Raw genomic sequence first — 16,887 nt, forward strand, 5'->3', positions numbered from 1 at the left:
GCTCATGCCGCCACCATGCTGTTGTCGTTCGTCAGCCCGCAGGCCCCCAGCACGGCGCGAGCGACAAGCTCGCGCGCTGCGTCGAGCCGGTATTCGGCGCTGCCGCGCACGTCGGCAATCGGCGAGAGCTCGGCCATCGGCGCGGACAGGAGAGCATCGGCGAGTGCCGGGCCGACAGGCTTGCCCACCAGCACGGCTTCGACAGCGGCGAGCCGCCTGGCGACGGCCGAGCAGGACCCGACCGCGACAGCGGCTTCCATGACCATGCCATTCTCGGCAACGAGGCGCGCCGCCACCATGGCGATGGAGATAACGAGGTAGCGCCGCGCACCGAGCTTGACGAAGGCCGACGTGCCGGCAGAGGCCCGCTTCGTGATGCGGATGGCGGTGACCAGTTCGCCCGGCAGCAAAGCGGTGCGGCGGTTGCCGAGAATGAACTCCTGCAGCGGCAGATAACGCGTCGCGGCTGCAGAGCGCAGCTCGACCTCGGCGTCCAGCACCAGCAGTCCCGGAACGCCATCGGCGGCAGGCGAAGCATTGCAGAGATTGCCGGCGATCGAGGCGACATTCTGGATCTGCAGGGAGCCCACTTCGCGCGCGGCCTGCTTCAGCGCATCGAAAGCCGCCGGCAATGGATGGCGGACAAGGTCGGTCCAGGTGGTGCGGGCGCCCAAAACCCAATGGGTTTCGGTCTCGGCAATGCCGCGCAGCGAGACCAGGCCGTTAATATCGAGAACATTGTCGCGGAACGGTTTGGCGCCCTGCGCCGGATAGAAATCGGTGCCGCCGGCAAGCACGCGCCAGGCGCCCTCGCCCAGCAGAGCGAGCGCCTCGTCGAGCGTGGCGGGTTTCGCGTAACGGATCACGCTTTGCCTTCCAAAAAAATAGGCCTTCCCATTGGGACCTTCAAAAGGTGGGGTCTTCCCGAACCCCGCCAATGTCTGATCAGGCCAAATTCATTCGTATGCAAATGATATCAAGCTGGCGGAAATTGTCAAAGCCGGAGTTTAAGGGAACCCGGCCGCCAAGTATTTCTTACGCTTGCAGAGGTTGACGCAGGCGGCCATCCGGTCAAGTTTCAGCATCCGGTCGCATCAGCGGCGTATTTCACTCGATCCCCCGTTCGAGACGTAGAAGAGGAGAGGCGCCATGGCCGACGAAGCGCTTGTTGTCATCGACCTGCAAAACGACTTCTGCCCCGGCGGCGCACTGGCGGTTGCCGGCGGCGACGAAATCGTGCCGCTGGTCAACGATCTGATTCGGCATGCCGAGCATGTCGTGCTGACGCAGGACTGGCACCCGGCCGGACATTCGAGCTTTGCCTCCAGCCATCCGGGGGCGCAGCCCTTCAGCGCGATCGAGATGCCCTATGGGCCGCAGACGCTGTGGCCGGACCATTGCATCCAGGGCAGCCTCGGCTCGGATTTTCACTCGGGGCTCGCCTGGACCAAGGCCGAGCTGGTGATCCGCAAGGGATTTCGCCCCGATATCGACAGCTACTCCGCCTTCTTCGAGAACGACCACAAGACGCCAACCGGGCTCGCCGGCTACCTCAAGGAGCGCGGCATCGGCACCGTGACCCTGGTTGGCCTGGCGACCGACTTCTGCGTTGCCTTTTCGGCCCTCGACGCGGTCAAGCAAGGCTTCAAGACGACGGTGCGGCTCGACGCCTGCCGCGGCATCGATCTAAACGGTTCGGTCGAGGCGATGCTGAAGCGGATGCGCGATGCCGGGGTTAGGCTCGAAGACCCGATCTCGGAGTGACTGGATCGTGAGGCATCGAGGGGGCTGCACACAGTTGGGGAAGGCTTTGGCGGCAGGTGTACTCGCTTCCGCTGTGTCTCCGCAAATGGCCTTCGCGGCCGAGGCCCGCGGCCTGCCCGATGCTACCATGTCGCTGTGGTGGGCGCTGCCTTTCGCCGGCCTGCTGCTCTCGATCGCCACCGGACCGCTGCTGTTCCATCATGTCTGGGAGCATCACTACGGCAAGATCGCAGCCGGCTGGGCAGCGCTGGCGGTCATCCCCCTGATGGTTGCATTCGGCGTTCCGGTAGCCGGTGAAGCCGTGCTGCACACGCTGCTCACCGAATACATGTCGTTCATTATCCTGCTGTTCGCGCTCTACACCATTTCGGGCGGCATCCTTGTCGCCGGCAACATCCATGGCACGCCGCTGGTCAATGCCGGGCTGCTGCTCGTCGGGGCGATGCTGGCCTCGGTGATCGGCACCACCGGCGCCTCGATGATCCTGATCCGGCCGATGCTGCGCGCCAACGACAACCGGCAGTTCAACGCCCATGTCGTCATCTTCTTCATCTTCCTGGTGTCCAACATCGGCGGCTCGCTGACGCCCTTGGGCGACCCGCCATTGTTCGTCGGCTTCCTGCGCGGCGTCGACTTCTTCTGGACGTCGGCGAACCTCTGGCGCGAGACGCTGTTTACCGGCGGCCTGGTGCTGCTTGTCTTCCTGGCCATCGACATCATGCTGCATCGCCGTGAAGGCGGCGCGCCGAAGATCAAGGATCCGACGCCGGATACGAAGGTGCGCCTTCGCGGCCTGGCCAATCTGCCGTTGCTGGCCGGCGTCATTGCCGCGATCCTGCTTTCAGCTGCCTGGAAGCCGGGCGTGACTTTCTCCATCCTCGGCGTCGGCCTCGAACTGCAGAACCTGGTGCGCGATGCCATCATCCTGGCGCTCGCCGGGCTGTCGCTTGTCGTTTCCCTCAAGAGCCATCGCGAGGCCAACGGCTTCACCTGGGGCCCGATCGCGGAGGTGGCAAAACTGTTTGCCGGCATCTTCATCTGCATCGTGCCGGTCATTGCCATCCTTCGCGCCGGCCATGACGGCGCGCTGGCGCCGCTGGTGGCGCTGGTGACGTCACCCACCGGCCAGCCCAATGATCTCGCCTATTTCTGGCTGACCGGCGGGCTGTCGTCCTTCCTCGACAATGCGCCGACCTATCTGGTGTTTTTCGAACTCGCAGGCGGCGACGCGCGGCACCTGATGACGGAGGCGGCCTCGACGCTGGCCGCGATCTCGGCCGGCGCGGTGTTCATGGGCGCCAACACCTATATCGGCAATGCACCCAACTTCATGGTCTACGCCATTGCCCGACACCGCGGTGTGAAGATGCCGGGCTTCTTCGGCTACATGGCATGGTCAGGGCTGGTGCTGATCCCGATCTTTTTGATCGCCGGGTTCCTGTTTTTCGGCTGATCAGCCGACGCCGACATAGCGCCTGACTGCCGATGGGTCGGCGCGCAATTGCTCGACATCGACGGTCTCGCGGTTGCGGCCGTTCTCGATGAAGCAGACGCGGTCGGCGACGGACAGCACGGCGTCGACGCGCTGTTCGACCAGAATGGTGGAGACACCTAGCTCACGCAGCTTCACCACCGTCTCGCGGATCTTGGCGATCATCGACGGCATCAGCCCCTCCGTCGGCTCGTCTAGCAACAGCACCTGCGGCTCAAGGCAAAGCGCACGGGCCATGGCCAGCATCTGCTGCTCGCCGCCGGACAAAGTGCCGGAGCGCTGGCGCAGCCGCTGGCGCAGCAGCGGGAAGAGATCGAGCACGCTCTCGCGCGTCGCTCTGCCCTTGCCGCGCGCCATCAGACCGATCTCGATGTTTTCCGCCACCGTCATCTCGGCGAACAGCCGCCTGCCTTGCGGTACATAGGCGACGCCGGCCTTGGGCACCTCATGCGCCGGCAGGCCGGTCAACTCCTTGCCGGCGAGCCGGATCGAGCCGGCGCTCGACGGAACCAGCCCCATGATTGCTTTCAGCGCCGTCGTCTTGCCGGCGCCGTTGCGACCGAACAGGCACAGCACCTCGCCCTTGTTGAGCACGAGATCAAGCTCGTAGAGCACCTGAACCTCGCCATAGAAGCATTCGAGCCTGGAGATGGTCAGCGCTTCAGTCTTGTGGGCTTCAGTCTTGGGGGCCTCAGTCTTGGGGGCTTCGCTCATGGCGCCGTCCCCAGATAGGCTTCCTGCACCTGTGTGTTGGCGCGAACCTGTTCGGGGGTGCCTTCGGCCAGGATCCTGCCGGCGTTGAAGACGGTGATGCGGTCGGCCAGCTGCATGACGACCGGCATGTTGTGCTCGATCAGGAGCACGGTGGCGCTCTTGGCGATCTCGCGCACCAGTTCGATGAAATTGTCGATCTCGCTGTCGGCCAGCCCCTGCGTCGGCTCGTCGAGGATCAAAAGCCGCGGCTTCAGCGCCAGGCCCATTGCCACTTCCAGCAGGCGCTGATGGCCGTAGGAAAGCTGGCCGGCCGGCATATGGGCGCGGCCCGCAAGTCCGGTGCGTTCCAGCGCGGCCATGACGCCGGTGCGCACCGCACCTTTCGAGCGGCCGTCGGTCAGCGTGCGCTGCACCGGCAGCGCGACATTATCGTAGGCAGAGAGGTTGGCGAAGACGCTGGTGATCTGAAAGGTGTAGGCGATGCCCCGGCGCACCCTGAGATAGGCCGGCTGGCTGGTGATGTCGGCGCCGTCGAAGACGATCATGCCGGACGATGGCTGAATGCGGCCGCTGACCAGGCTGACGAAGGTGGTTTTGCCGGCGCCATTGGGCCCGATGACGGCGCGGATCTCGCCCGGCATCAGCTGGAAGTCGACACCGTCGACGGCGCGCAGGCCGCCGAAATTGCGCGCCAGGCCTTTGGTGGTCAGCAACGGCATCATGGCAGCCACCCGAGCCAGCGCTGGCGGATGGTGCCCAGAATGCCTTTGGGGAAAAACAGCACCAGCAGGATGAGCGCAATACCGACGATCAGGAGATAGGCGGAGGTGTAGCCGCTGGCGGTGTCGATGACATAGTACATGAACACCGTGCCGAGCAGCGCGCCCAGCGTCGTGGCGGCGCCGCCGAGCAGCACCCAGAGCAGCGGCAGGATGGAATACTGCACCGAGGCAAAGCTCGAGCCGACATAGCCGAACAGCAGCGCATAGGCCGCACCCGAGGCGGCGCAGATGGTGCCGGAGACGACGACGGCGATCAGCTTGTTGGAGAAGGTGTCGTAGCCCAGCATTTTCGTGCGCTCCTCGTTCTCGCGCACCGCGACCAGCACGCGGCCATAGCGGGAGCGGACGATGGCGAGGGTGATCAGCAGCACGACCGAGAACAGCGCCAGCGCGCTCATGTAGCGCACGGTCGGGTTGGTTAGGTCGAGCGATGTCGCGCCGAAGGCCAGAACCCGCGCCGGCTGCGGCACGACCAGACCCTGGTCGCCGCCGGTCCAAGCGGCGAAATAGAGGATGACGAGGTAAAACACCTGCGCGAACATCATGGTGACGATCATGAAGGCGACGCCGGTGGTGCGCAGCGCCAGCAGGCCGATCACCAGTGCCAGCAGCGCGCCGCAGGCGATGCCGGCGAGGAAAGCCAAAGGCACGCTCCAGCCGAGATGGATGACGGCGAGACCAGCGCCATAGAGCCCGGCGGCGAAGAACATGGCGTGGCCGAGGCTGAGCAGGCCGACATAGCCGAACAGCATGTTGTAGCCCATGGCGAACACCGCCAGCACCATGATTCGGGCCAGCAGGCCATGATGGTAGTCGGGCAGGACGAAGCTCAGCGCAAACAGCAGCGCGATGGCGCCGACATGCAATGCATAGGCTTTTGCCGGCGAAGCTTCGCTCATCGCGGCGCCTGCCCGAACAGGCCTTGCGGCCTGAACACCAGCACCATGGCCACCAGCAGCGTGGCTATGATCTTGGCCAAAGTCGGCGAGAAGAACACCGAGATGATGCCGTCGGACAGGCCGATCAGCACGGCGGCAACGACGGTGCCGCGCAGCGAGCCGAGGCCGCCGATGATGACGACGATGAAGGACAACAGCAGCGGGTCCTGCCCCATCAGGTAGTGCGCCTGACTGATCGGCACGATCAGCACGGCGGCGATGGCCGCCAGCATGGCGCCGAGCGCGAAGACGCCGGCATAGACGCGGGCGACCGGAATGCCGAAGGCCTGCGCCGTCTCGCTGTCATATTGGGTGGCGCGCATGATGAGGCCGATCTTGGTGCGCGTCAGCACCAGCCAGGTGGCGATGAGCAGAAGGGCCGAAGCGGCAATGATCGACAGCTTGTAGCCGGAATAGCCGAACCAGGGCAAAAGGATGCGGTAGCTGAAGGGCGGCTCCACCGGGCGGGCTTCCGGGCCATAGAAGCTCAACGCCAGCTGCTGGATGATGTAGAGCATGCCGATCGTGGCGACGATGGTGGCTTCCGGATTGTAATTGAGCCGCCGCAGCACAAGCCGCTCGGCTACCAGCGCAATGGCGCCGACAATCAGCGGCGCAATCACCAGCGCCGCCAGGAAGCCGAGCGTGGGATGGCCGGGTATCGCCGTCGAGATCGCCCAGGCCAGCACCGCGCCCAGCATGAAGAACTCGCCATGGGCGACGTTGACGACGCGCATGACGCCGAACACCAGCGACAGCCCAAGCGCCGTCAGCGCCAGCACGGCTGAGGTGACAAGGCCTTCGAGGGCGGCGAGGAGGAGATGGGGTCCGAAATGCATTCAGGGCGCCCTTACCCTCCCCTTGTGGGGAGGGTGACCGCGCAGCGGTCGGGTGGGGGTTGGGCACGGGCCGTCGCGACCCCCACCCCGTCTCGCAAGCTTCGCAAAGTGCGAAGCTTGCGTGCCGACCCTCCCCACAAGGGGGAGGGTAAGGCGCCTCACAGCGCCTGCGTCGTATAATCCCCTTCGGCCTCGTAAAGCCCGTCCTCGATCTTGGTCTTGTGGACGACATTCAGCTTGCCACCTTCGACCTTGGAGATGTTCTGGATGCCAAAACACTGGTGGATCTTGCCGTTGAAGGTCTTCGGCCCCTGCGGATGCTCCGGCCCTTCGGCGAATTCGGTCAGCGCCTCGGTCGCCTCGACCAGCTTGGCGCGGTCTTCCAGGCCCTTGTAGCCGGCGTCTTCCATCGCCTTCTTGACGACATAGAGCGTCTCCCAGCAGCCGAACATGTGGGCGGCGGTGGAGACGTCCTTGGGGTCGCCGACGGCAGCGCCATTTTCGTCGATGCCAACGGCGGCGCGGTAGGCTTTCTGCGCGGCCGAGTCATTGGCCTGGGCATAGCGCGGCGAGCCTTCCCAGAAATGGCTGCCGTCCAGGAATTCGAGGCCGGGGCTGTTGATGTCGGTGGCTTCGAGCGAATCGATGAAGCCGAACAGCTGCGGCCGGTTGGAGCCGTAGAACTCGCCGAGTTCCTTGACGAAGGTGAGCACGGCCGGGCCGACCATCACGTGGTAGATGACTTCGGTCTCGGCCGGTATCTGCGGGAAGTATTTCGTGAAAGACGACTCTGTCGGCGGGATGGCGATCTGGGCGATGACCTCGGCGCCTTGCGCCTTCAGCGCCGGCGGCAGGTAGTCGCGATGGTCGTAGCCGAAGGCGAAATCCGGGAAGATCTGCGTCACCTTCTTGCCGGCATTGGCCGCGATCCATGGCGCCATCGACTGGATCTGGCTCTTCACATCGGTGATGCCGGGCTGGAAGACGTAGCGGTTGAGCTTGGTCGAAGCGACGTGGTGGCCTTCGCTGACGACGAAATACGGGATCTTGTTTTCGCCGGCGGCCGGCGCCGAGCCGATCACCACATGCGAGAACAGCGTGCCGAAGACGATGTCGGTCTTGTGCTGGGTGGCGAACTTGCCGACCACCTCGGCGCCACGGCCGGGATCGGTGCCGTCATCCTCGATCACCAGTTCGACAGGCCGGCCGTTGATGCCGCCGGCGTCGTTGATCGCCTTGACCGCCGCGGCACTGGTCTTTTCATACCAGCGGCCATAGGCGGCGCCGATGCCGGTGCGGTGCGACTGGAAGCCGATCTTGATTGGCGCTGAACTCTGCGCCTGGCTGTAGCGGACGAAGCCGGGCGCGAGCGTCAACCCGGCGCCGGCGGCGAGACCTTTCAGCGCGGTGCGGCGGCTAAGGGTGGATTTGGAGAGATCGAAAAACCCATTCTTGTCAGTCACGGCAGTTCCCCTGTTTTTGAGTTTTGACTGTCTGTAACGAGGCAAGGCCACTCCCTTGCAGGAGGGGCAGAAATTGCATGTGTACAAACTAAATCACCAAAGCACAGAGCTTGCAAGCGGGCTTTCCGCAAAGGCATGTGGATCAGCTTGTCTCATCCGGCCGTCGGCGTGGCAAGCAACCACAGGCCGAAGATCGTGTAGGCAATCATCAGCATGGTGAGCGGCAACTGGCTGAGGGCGGCGCGCGATGGCACCTGGTGCAGTCGCCAGGCCATTCCATGGGCAACGAGCACCGCCAGCATGTGCCCGGCGATGATGATGCCGGCCTGCAGGTTCCACAGCCACCAGGCGGAGTCGGCCCCGGCGACGATGCCGGCCTCGATCTGCATGTCGGCGGCGCCGAACAGGTCCCATCCCAGCGCGAACGGGTCGGACAGAGCGGCGATCGCATACTGGCCGTCGACCAGCAGCGCCGTCAGATAGTGCGCGACATGATAGGCGAGCGCGATCGGTACGATCGACCAGACCAGCAGCCCGGCGGCCTCGCCGTGGGAATGTCGGCTGCCGGCAAGGCGCTGGCCGAGTATGACGGCCAGCAGGAATGCCGCCGCCAGCAGAACGAAGGTCAGCACGAGGCCGAAGCTGCTAATGCCGATGAGCGCGGTGCGGCCGGGATATTCCAGCGGGTTGATGCCGAACAGGCCGAGCCAGAAGAAGGTTTTCGACAGGCCGTCGAAGGACACCGATGACAGGCTGAGCAGCAGGAAAGCGATGCCGCTTGCCGGCAGGGGTGCCGCGCCGAGCAGTTTTGAGCCCGGCCAGCAGAGAGCGAGCCGCCCGTGTTCATCGCGCTCGACAAGGGCGAAGCGCGCCACCATGGCGAAGAACACCGTCAGGAATTCGCCGCGCCGGCTCCAATCGCGGTAGCCGAAGCCGAGCATGGCGATGAAGGTAGGCAACCAGTAGAGGCCGGCGGCATAGGCCAGCCGCGCCGGGTCGTCGGGCGCCGGGTCGATCAGCTCGAACCAGGCGAAGGCGAAGAACAGGATAACGGCTGGCCAGCAGCCGAGCCATGAAGGCAAACGCGATTCCTGTCCCTCACCGCCACGAAGCTTGAACAGGCGGCTTACGATCCGCCACGGGCCATACCATGGGTTCAGCCACGACCAGAGATCGCCGAACAGGCCTTGCGCGATGGCAAGGCCGACCCAGAGCAGCGTCCAGATGGTTAGCGGCAGCGGATTGGAGAGCGGATCGCGGCTGCCGAACAGGCCGGCGGCGTTGAGCGTTGCGAAGCCGGCAAAGGAGATGAGGCTGATGATTGTGCGAGGGGTGTCGGCGAATGGGAAGAGCGGCAGGCGGCGGCGCCAGAAGCGGTGCAGGGTTGCGGGTGGCAGCAGGGCGAGAACGAGGAAGCTTACCGCGACGGCAAGCGCGCCGCCGGCGATGTAGTAGCCGGTCGGCAGGAGGAGGACGTGACCGCGGTCGGAGGCGTGCGCGAGGGCGGGGGTGGGGAGGAGTGTGAGGGTGGTGGTGATAAGGGTTGGCCGGTGACAGCCGCGCTCTACGACGCCCCCCTCTGTCCTGCCGGACATCTCCCCCTCAAGGGGGGAGATTGGCAGTTGCCCTGCCGGCGCTTCCTTTGCAACGTCGGAGATTAGCGAAGGCGGAGATGACGGGGTAATCTCCCCCCTTGCGGGGGAGATGTCCGGCAGGACAGAGGGGGGTGGGCGGGAACTCACGCTATCGCGATTTTCATTTCGTCCAGCAAGGCACCCACCGACCCTCAAACCTTGACCAGCTGCTCCACGCGGTCCTTCGCCCCAAAAATCCGAAGATAGCGCTCGATCTCCTTCTTGTCGCCCGTCGCTTTCGCCGGATTGTCCGACAGCTTCACCGCCGGCCGGCCATTGGCCTCCGTCACCTTGCAGACCAGCGATATCGCATCCAGGCTGTTGGTTTCGGTCGGCGCGCAGCCTTCGAAATCGTTGGTGAGGTTGGTGCCCCAGCCGAAGGACATGCGCACCTTGCCCTTGAAGTGCCTGTAGGTCTCCTCGATGGTTTCGACCTCGAGACCGTCGGAGAAGATCAGCAGCTTCTGCCTGGGGTCCTTGCCCTTCTCGCGCCACCAGTCGATGATTTTTTCGCCGCCTTCGATCGGCGGCGCGCTGTCGGGGCGGAAGCCGGTCCAGTCGGCGACCCAGTCCGGGGCGTCGCGCAGGAAGGATGCGGTGCCGAAAGCGTCGGGCAGCACGATCAGCAGGTTGCCGCCGTAATAGCGCTGCCAGTCCTGCAGCACCTTGTAGGGCGATTCCTTCAATTCCTTTTCCGACTTGGCAAGGGCGGCAAAAACCATCGGCAATTCATGCGCGTTGGTGCCGAGCGCTTCGAGGTCGTTGTCCATGGCCAGCAGCACGTTCGAGGTGCCGGTGAAGGCTTCGCCAATGCCTTCCTTGAGCGCCTCGACGCACCAGCGCTGCCACAGGAAGGAATGGCGGCGGCGGGTGCCGAAATCGGAGATGCGGATGCCGGGCAGCGCCTTCAAGCGTTCGGTCTTGGCCCACATCTTCCCCTTGGCGCGTGCATAGAGCACGTCAAGCGCGAAGGGACCGAAGGCGCGCATGGCGGCGCGGGAACGAAGCTCATTGATGATCGCCAGCGCCGGGATTTCCCACAGGGTGGTGTACATCCAGGGACCGCTGAAGGAGAGCTCGTACTGACCGTCGCGCTTGGACAGCTCGTAGTCGGGCAGCCGAAAACCTTCCAGCCAGGCGAGGAATTCCGGCTCGAAGATCTGCTTGCGGCCATAGAAATTGTTACCGCCAAGCCAGATCATCTCCTTCTTGGAGAAGCGCAGCGTGCGGGCATGGTCGAGCTGGTCGCGCAATTCGCCTTCGTCGATGTCGTCGGCCAGGCGCACCGAGGTGGTGCGGTTGATCAGCGAAAAGGTGGCGTCGACCTTGGGGTACATGCCCCAGATCATCTGCAGCATCAGAAGCTTGTAGAAATCGGTGTCGAGCAGGCTGCGGACGATCGGGTCCAGCTTCCAGGTGTGGTTGTAAACGCGCCGCGCTATATCGGTTCTTGCCATGTCCTGCCGTCGCCTTCGCTGCTCACGTCTGTCTTACGCAATTCCGGACGGAAAACCGCCGCACTCGTTTCCTGGAATTGCCTGGCAAGAGCTTAGTAGCATTGAATTTTTGAAAGCGCTTCCCGCTTTCCGGGCTGGCCCGACAAAAAGCAGCCGCTCCGGTCCAGCCTCAACTCTTGGCGCCCACCACCCGCAGCGCCGGACGCTTCCGGCGGCTGCCGATGCGGCCGGCCACCGGCGCGTCGGCCCGGCTGTCGGCCTGTTCCTTTTCGGCAAACAGCCAGTCGACGAACAATTGCACGATCGGCGCCGAACGCATCTCGTTGCGGCAGACGACGTAGAAATCGTCGACTGCCGGCACCGACAGGCTGAACGGCGCCACCAGCAGGCCCCTGGCGAGCAGCATGCTGGCGGTGACGGAATCACCGAGCGCCACGCCATGTCCGTGCACCGCGGCTTCGATCGCCGTACGGGCGTCGCCGAGATGGTGGCGGCGGCCACGTTCGAGGTCGAGCCCATCGGCGGCGGCCAGCCAGGTGTGCCATTCGCGGCCATCATCGCCATGCAGGATGACATGGCCAGCAAGATCCCGGCAGATGCGGAGCGGCCGGTTGTTGATCAGCGTCGGACTGACCACCGGGAACAGTTCGAGGCCCGACCATTTGCGCATCCAGCAATCGGTCCAGCTGCCGTCGCCATAGAGCACGCAGACATCGACCTGTGGGGCGCGGATGTCCTTGGGGTCGTTGGACGGGATCAGCGTCAGCCTGATGTCGGGGTATTGCGCCATGAAGCTGCCGAGCCGCGGCGTCATCCATAGAAGCAGCAGCGCCGGCACGCAGGACACCGACAGTGTACCGGCGCTGGCTGGCCTGGTCATGCGCTGGGTGGCGGCGGCGATGCCGTCGAAGGCGGTCGAGACCGCCGGCAGCAATTCGGCGCCGTGCGGGGTGAGCTTTACCCGCTGTCCGGTGCGTTCGAACAGTTTTACGCCGAGTGATTGCTCGAGCGCCTTGATCTGGTGGCTGATCGCGCCGTGGGTGACGTTGAGCTCACTCGCCGCCTTGGTCAGCGAGGCATGCCGCGCCGTCGCCTCGAAGGCGCGCAAGGGATTCAAGGGGGGCAGACGCTTGGCCATTAGCAACCGGATACTCTGTGAGATTTTCTCACAATCAGCACCGTAACAATATCAATTGATTTTTCAATGCGGCTGCCGGACACTTTGGCAGGTCAACAGCATTAATGACGTGAAATCTACAGGCAGCCAGCGGGACAGCGACCCGGCCGGATGATGGTCAGTTTGCAGACGCTGCCGCATGCACCAGCCCGGCAGGAGGAGACCGACATGGGTTATGACAGAGGCAAGCTCGACGCGCTGCGCCGCAAATATGGCGAGAGCCATGGCGGCGAGATGTTCGACCCGAAGTTCCGCAAGGTCGCCGACAAGATCTTCTCCAAGAGCGGCACCCGACTCGCGCCCTATGCCGGCATCCCGACCTTCCTCGCCGCGCCCTACCGTGAAATCGCTGCCGACAATCCGGATTTCGGCGATTTGCAGGTGGCGATCATCGGCGTGCCGATGGATCTCGGCGTCACCAACCGGCCCGGCTCGCGCTTCGGGCCAAGGGCGCTGCGCGCCATCGAGCGCATCGGCCCTTACAATCATGTGCTGGAATGCGCGCCGACGCATGAGCTGCGCGTCGCCGACATCGGCGATACGCCGTTCCGCAGCCGCTACCGGCTGGAGGTCAGCCACGAAGACATCGAGCGCCGCACCAACCAGATCGTCGATGCCGGCGTGCTGCCGCTTTCGGTCGGCGGCGACCACTCGATCAGCCATCCGATCCTGAAGGCGGTCGGCAAGAAGGCGCCGGTCGGCATGATCCATATCGACGCCCATTGCGACACAAGCGGGCTGTTCGACATGACCAAGTTCCATCATGGCGGACCGTTCCGCAACGCGGTGCTGGACGGCGTGCTCGACCCGACCCGCACTATCCAGATCGGCATCCGCGGCTCGGCGGAGTATCTGTGGGAGTTCACCTATGAATCCGGCATGACGGTCGTGCATGCCGAAGAGGTGACGGGTCTCGGCATCCCGGCCATCATCGAGAAGGCGCGCAGAATAGTCGGCGACGGCCCGACCTACATTTCCTTCGACGTCGACAGTGTCGATCCGGCCTTCGCGCCGGGTACCGGCACGCCGGAAATAGGCGGCCTGACGACGCGCGAGGTGCTCGAACTGCTGCGCGGCTTGAAAGGTCTCAACATTGTCGGCGGCGATGTCGTCGAGGTGGCGCCGCAATATGACGCGACCACCAACACCGCCCATGTCGGCGCCCAGGTCCTGTTCGAGATCCTGAGCCTGATGGTGTTCAGCCCGGCGATCACCGGCAAGGGGGCCTGACGGATTTCACATGCAAAGGCGGCCGCCGCGCTGGAGCCGGCGGCCGTTTCCAAAACAAACAAGCTTCCAGAAGGGGAATACCAATGACAATCCAAATGAAATCAACCATCGCCGCTGCGCTGATGCTCGCCGGCCTCGGCTTCGCCTCCCAGGCCAATGCCGACGCCGTCGACGACATCACCAAGGCCGGCGCCATCAATGTCGGCATCTTCTCCGACTTTCCGCCCTTCTCCTCGGCCAGCGCCGATATGAGCATCAAGGGTTACGACGTCGACGTCGCGCAGGCGATCGCCGATTCACTTAAGGTGAAGCTCAATCTGGTCAGCGTCACCGGCCAGAACCGCATCCCGTATCTCACCGACAAGCGCGTCGATATCCTGATGAGCGTCGGCTATTCCAAGGAGCGCGAGGAGGTGATCGATTTCGCCGCCGCCTATGCGCCCTACTACATCGCCGTCATCGGTCCGGCAGCGCTTTCGATCAAAGGCAAGGAAGATCTCGCCGACAAGTCGATCGCCGTCAATCGCGGCACGCTCGAGGATACGTCGTTGACCGAAGCGGCGCCGTCATCGGCCGACATCAAGCGCTTCGACAACTACAATTCCGTCATCCAGGCCTTCATCTCCGGCCAGACCCAGCTGATGGTGGTCGGCAATGATGTCGGCGCGCAGGTGCTGGCCAAGCAGGACGCGCTGAAGCCGGAGCAGAAGTTCCAGCTTTTGACCTCGCCTTCGCATATCGGCCTCAACAAGAAAGAGGACCGGCTGAAGACGGCGGTCAATGATGCGGTTGCCAAGATGCTGGCCGACGGCAAGCTCGACGAGAGCTCGAAGGCCTGGCTGAAGACGCCGCTCAATCCCGACAACCTCAAGGATTGAGTTCTCGTGGCCTTTGCCTGGCTCCCAGGTGCTGTGGGCGACATCGCGCGCGGCGCGGCCACGACGATCCTGTTGATCGTCGTGACCACGCTCGTGGGCACGCTGCTCAGCATCCTGGGCGCTGCCGGCCGGCGCAACGGCCCGGTATTCGTGAAGCGCGCCATCGCGGTCTATGTCGAGGTGATGCGCAACACGCCGTTCCTGGTGCAGCTGTTCTTCATCTTCTTCGGCCTGCCCAGCCTCGGCATAAGGCTCGACCCGATCCTGGCCGCCATGCTGGCAATGACGCTCAACATGGCGGCCTACACCATTGAAATCGTCGGCGCCGGTCTCGATGCCGTGCCCGGCGGACAGACGGAAGCAGCGCTTGCACTGGGCTTGAGACCGCGCCAGGTCTTCATCAAGATCGTGCTGCCGCAGGCGCTCAAGGTGATCTACCCGGCGCTGACCAGCCAGATCGTCATCATGATGCTGGAATCGGCCGTGGTGTCGCAGATCGCCGTGCGTGAGCTGACCTATGAGGCCGACATGCTGCAAGCCCGCACCTTCCGCTCCTTCGAAACCTATTTCGTCGTGACCCTGGTCTACCTCGTCCTGTCCATGGCCTTGCGCCGGCTGCTGGTCACAGGCGGGCGCCGCGTATTGGGGGCAGGTGTCACATGATCGAATTCACCTTCTGGGACATCGTTCGCAATCTGCTGCTCGCCGCCCGCTGGACGGTGCTGTTGTCGCTGGCGGCCTTTGTCGGCGGGGCGGTGGTAGGGCTGATCGTGCTGTTCTTCCGCATCGCCGAAAATAAATGGAGCCGGCGCATCGCTTCCGGCTACATCGCCCTGTTCCAGGGAACGCCGCTGTTGATGCAGCTGTTCCTGATGTTCTTCGGCCTGCCGATGCTCGGCCTGCGCATCGAGCCATGGACGGCAGCGGTGCTCGGCCTGACCTTCTTCGCCAGCGCCTATCTGGCCGAGATCTGGCGCAGCGGCGTCGATGCGCTGCCGCGCGGGCAGTGGGACGCTGGCGCCAGCCTTGGGCTGCACCGTCTGCAGGAGCTCAGGCTGATCATCCTGCCGCAGGCGTTCTCGATCACAAGGGCGCCGATCGTCGGCTTCCTGGTGCAGTTGATCAAATCGACGGCGCTGACCTCGATCATCGGCTTCGAGGAGCTGGTCAGAACCTCCAACGCCATCAACAACGCCACCTTCGAACCGTTCAAGGTCTACGGGCTGGTGGCGCTGATCTTCTTCGTCATGTGCTTTCCACTGACGCAATACGCCCGTACGCTCGAACAACGAGCGGCGGCCCACTGACGCCAGGCGGCGACAGTGCGTGAAGGGAACCTGCCGGAATAGAACGGCATCAACTGAGGAGAAACCAGATGAACAGACTGATTGGAAAATCCCTGACACGGCGCGGCGTGCTTGGTGCGGGCCTCGCTACAGCCGGCGTGCTCGCCATGCCGTCGATCCTGCGCGCGCAGGACAAGTCGCTGAAGGTCGGCGTCTATGGCGGCTATTTCAAGAAATCCTTCGACGAGCACGTCTTCCCCGACTTTACCAAGGCGACCGGCATTGCGGTCGAGTCGGTCGCCGAGCCGACCGGCGAAGCCTGGCTGGTGCAGCTCGAACAGGCGTCCAAGGCCGGCCAAGCCCCGGCCGACCTTTCGATGATGTCGCAGACCTCGACGCTGAAGGGCCAGTCGACCGAATTGTGGACGCCGCTCGATACGTCGAAGTTCAAGCACTACAACGACCTCTTGCCGCGCTTCGTCAACAAATATCCGGATGGCCGGGTCGCCGGCATCGGCGCCGTCGCCTGGTGGATCACGCTGGTCTCCAACACCGACGTCTACAAGGATGCGCCGACCTCATGGGAGACTCTGTGGGACAAGGCCAATGAGGACAAGCTTGGCCTTCTGGCACTTGCCTCGAACTCGTTCCTGCTCGAAGTGACAGCCAAGACCTTCATGGGCGGCACCAATGCGCTCGACACCGAGGACGGACTGAACAAGGCGTTCGAAAAGCTCGCCGAGCTCAAGCCGAATGTCCGGCTGTGGTATCGCGACGAGGCGCAGTTCGAGCAGGCGCTGAAGTCGGGCGAGATCCCGATGGGCCAGTATTATCACGACGTCACCGGCCTCGCGGTCGCCGACGGCTTCCATGTCCGCTCGACCTTCCCGAAGGAAGGCGGCATCCAGGATTCCGGCAATTGGGTGCTGTCGCGCGCCTCGACCAAGGTCGACGAGGCGCATGCATTCATCGACTATATGAGCCAGCCGTCGATGCAGGGTCTGATGTCGCGCAAGGTCGGCACCACGCCTACGCTGAAGAAGGAGGTGCTCGACCTCAAGCCGGAAGAGTTCGCCGCGGTGTCGTCGGATATCGATCCGATCATCCCGCGCTACGACCTCTATACATCGAAGGCCGACTGGATCAACCAGAAGTGGACCGAGCTGATCGTCGGCTGAGCCGTTCGATCCGTCTGAACCACAGCGGCCGCCGGCATAGTCCGGCGGCCCCTTA

General features: G+C 64.0%; 16 protein-coding genes. 7 read left to right on the top strand and 9 right to left on the bottom strand.

From position 1 onward, the window contains the following. Positions 1-2: 2 nt before the first annotated feature. Positions 3-866, bottom strand: a complete 864-nt coding sequence (locus tag NKI64_RS26615) for an FAD binding domain-containing protein (protein WP_023815985.1) — start codon at positions 864-866, stop codon at positions 3-5. A 283-nt stretch (positions 867-1,149) separates the two neighbouring features. On the opposite strand from NKI64_RS26615, the gene pncA reads away from it, so the two are divergent. After that, positions 1,150-1,764 (top strand): bifunctional nicotinamidase/pyrazinamidase, encoded by a 615-nt coding sequence (gene pncA / locus NKI64_RS26620; RefSeq protein ID WP_023714546.1) that lies wholly within the window; start codon positions 1,150-1,152, stop codon positions 1,762-1,764. A gap of 85 nt (positions 1,765-1,849) precedes the next feature. Next, positions 1,850-3,217 carry a sodium:proton antiporter gene (locus tag NKI64_RS26625; protein ID WP_352671021.1) on the top strand — a complete coding sequence of 456 codons (1,368 nt, stop codon included), beginning with the start codon at positions 1,850-1,852 and terminating at the stop codon, positions 3,215-3,217. Here the strand turns inward: NKI64_RS26625 and NKI64_RS26630 are convergent, their stop codons facing one another. From NKI64_RS26630 to gcvA, 8 genes are all read right to left on the bottom strand, one after another. Beyond that, positions 3,218-3,970, bottom strand: coding sequence for an ABC transporter ATP-binding protein (locus tag NKI64_RS26630; RefSeq protein WP_352671024.1), 753 nt, complete (start codon positions 3,968-3,970; stop codon positions 3,218-3,220). Further along, complete coding sequence (locus NKI64_RS26635; RefSeq protein ID WP_023732664.1) at positions 3,967-4,692, bottom strand: ABC transporter ATP-binding protein; 726 nt, start codon at positions 4,690-4,692, stop codon at positions 3,967-3,969. Before NKI64_RS26635 ends, NKI64_RS26630 begins: the two co-directional genes overlap by 4 nt. Further along, positions 4,689-5,651, bottom strand: coding sequence for a branched-chain amino acid ABC transporter permease (locus tag NKI64_RS26640; protein ID WP_023732665.1), 963 nt, complete (start codon positions 5,649-5,651; stop codon positions 4,689-4,691). Before NKI64_RS26640 ends, NKI64_RS26635 begins: the two co-directional genes overlap by 4 nt. Continuing rightward, positions 5,648-6,529: a branched-chain amino acid ABC transporter permease gene (locus NKI64_RS26645; RefSeq protein ID WP_023683565.1), complete on the bottom strand. Its 882-nt coding sequence runs from the start codon at positions 6,527-6,529 to the stop codon at positions 5,648-5,650. Before NKI64_RS26645 ends, NKI64_RS26640 begins: the two co-directional genes overlap by 4 nt. A gap of 158 nt (positions 6,530-6,687) precedes the next feature. Next, positions 6,688-7,992 carry an ABC transporter substrate-binding protein gene (locus NKI64_RS26650; RefSeq protein ID WP_023683566.1) on the bottom strand — a complete coding sequence of 435 codons (1,305 nt, stop codon included), beginning with the start codon at positions 7,990-7,992 and terminating at the stop codon, positions 6,688-6,690. A gap of 152 nt (positions 7,993-8,144) precedes the next feature. Beyond that, positions 8,145-9,587, bottom strand: a complete 1,443-nt coding sequence (locus tag NKI64_RS26655; protein WP_352671029.1) for a hypothetical protein — start codon at positions 9,585-9,587, stop codon at positions 8,145-8,147. A 191-nt stretch (positions 9,588-9,778) separates the two neighbouring features. Further along, the gene (pncB, locus tag NKI64_RS26660) at positions 9,779-11,083 is read right to left on the bottom strand and encodes a nicotinate phosphoribosyltransferase (protein WP_023683568.1); all 1,305 of its coding nucleotides are present in this window, start codon (positions 11,081-11,083) and stop codon (positions 9,779-9,781) included. 169 nt (positions 11,084-11,252) lie between these two features. Further along, positions 11,253-12,221 carry a transcriptional regulator GcvA gene (gene gcvA, locus NKI64_RS26665; protein WP_023671280.1) on the bottom strand — a complete coding sequence of 323 codons (969 nt, stop codon included), beginning with the start codon at positions 12,219-12,221 and terminating at the stop codon, positions 11,253-11,255. A gap of 207 nt (positions 12,222-12,428) precedes the next feature. On the opposite strand from gcvA, the gene speB reads away from it, so the two are divergent. The 5 genes from speB (at position 12,429) to NKI64_RS26690 (ending at position 16,832) form a co-directional block, all read left to right on the top strand. Beyond that, positions 12,429-13,490, top strand: a complete 1,062-nt coding sequence (gene speB, locus NKI64_RS26670) for an agmatinase (protein WP_023695895.1) — start codon at positions 12,429-12,431, stop codon at positions 13,488-13,490. Positions 13,491-13,573: 83 nt separating this feature from the next. Next, positions 13,574-14,368 (top strand): transporter substrate-binding domain-containing protein, encoded by a 795-nt coding sequence (locus NKI64_RS26675; protein WP_023695894.1) that lies wholly within the window; start codon positions 13,574-13,576, stop codon positions 14,366-14,368. A gap of 6 nt (positions 14,369-14,374) precedes the next feature. Continuing rightward, a complete protein-coding gene (locus NKI64_RS26680; protein WP_023671277.1) occupies positions 14,375-15,031 on the top strand; it encodes an amino acid ABC transporter permease in 657 nt (218 codons plus the stop codon). Beyond that, on the top strand, positions 15,028-15,675 hold the full coding sequence (locus tag NKI64_RS26685) for an amino acid ABC transporter permease (protein WP_023671276.1): 648 nt from the start codon (positions 15,028-15,030) through the stop codon (positions 15,673-15,675). Before NKI64_RS26680 ends, NKI64_RS26685 begins: the two co-directional genes overlap by 4 nt. Positions 15,676-15,743: 68 nt before the next feature. After that, a complete protein-coding gene (locus NKI64_RS26690; protein WP_023671275.1) occupies positions 15,744-16,832 on the top strand; it encodes an ABC transporter substrate-binding protein in 1,089 nt (362 codons plus the stop codon). Positions 16,833-16,887: the final 55 nt, after the last annotated feature.

The sequence above is a fragment of the Mesorhizobium sp. M0478 genome, assembly GCF_040321305.1.
Classification (GTDB): Bacteria; Pseudomonadota; Alphaproteobacteria; order Rhizobiales; family Rhizobiaceae; genus Mesorhizobium.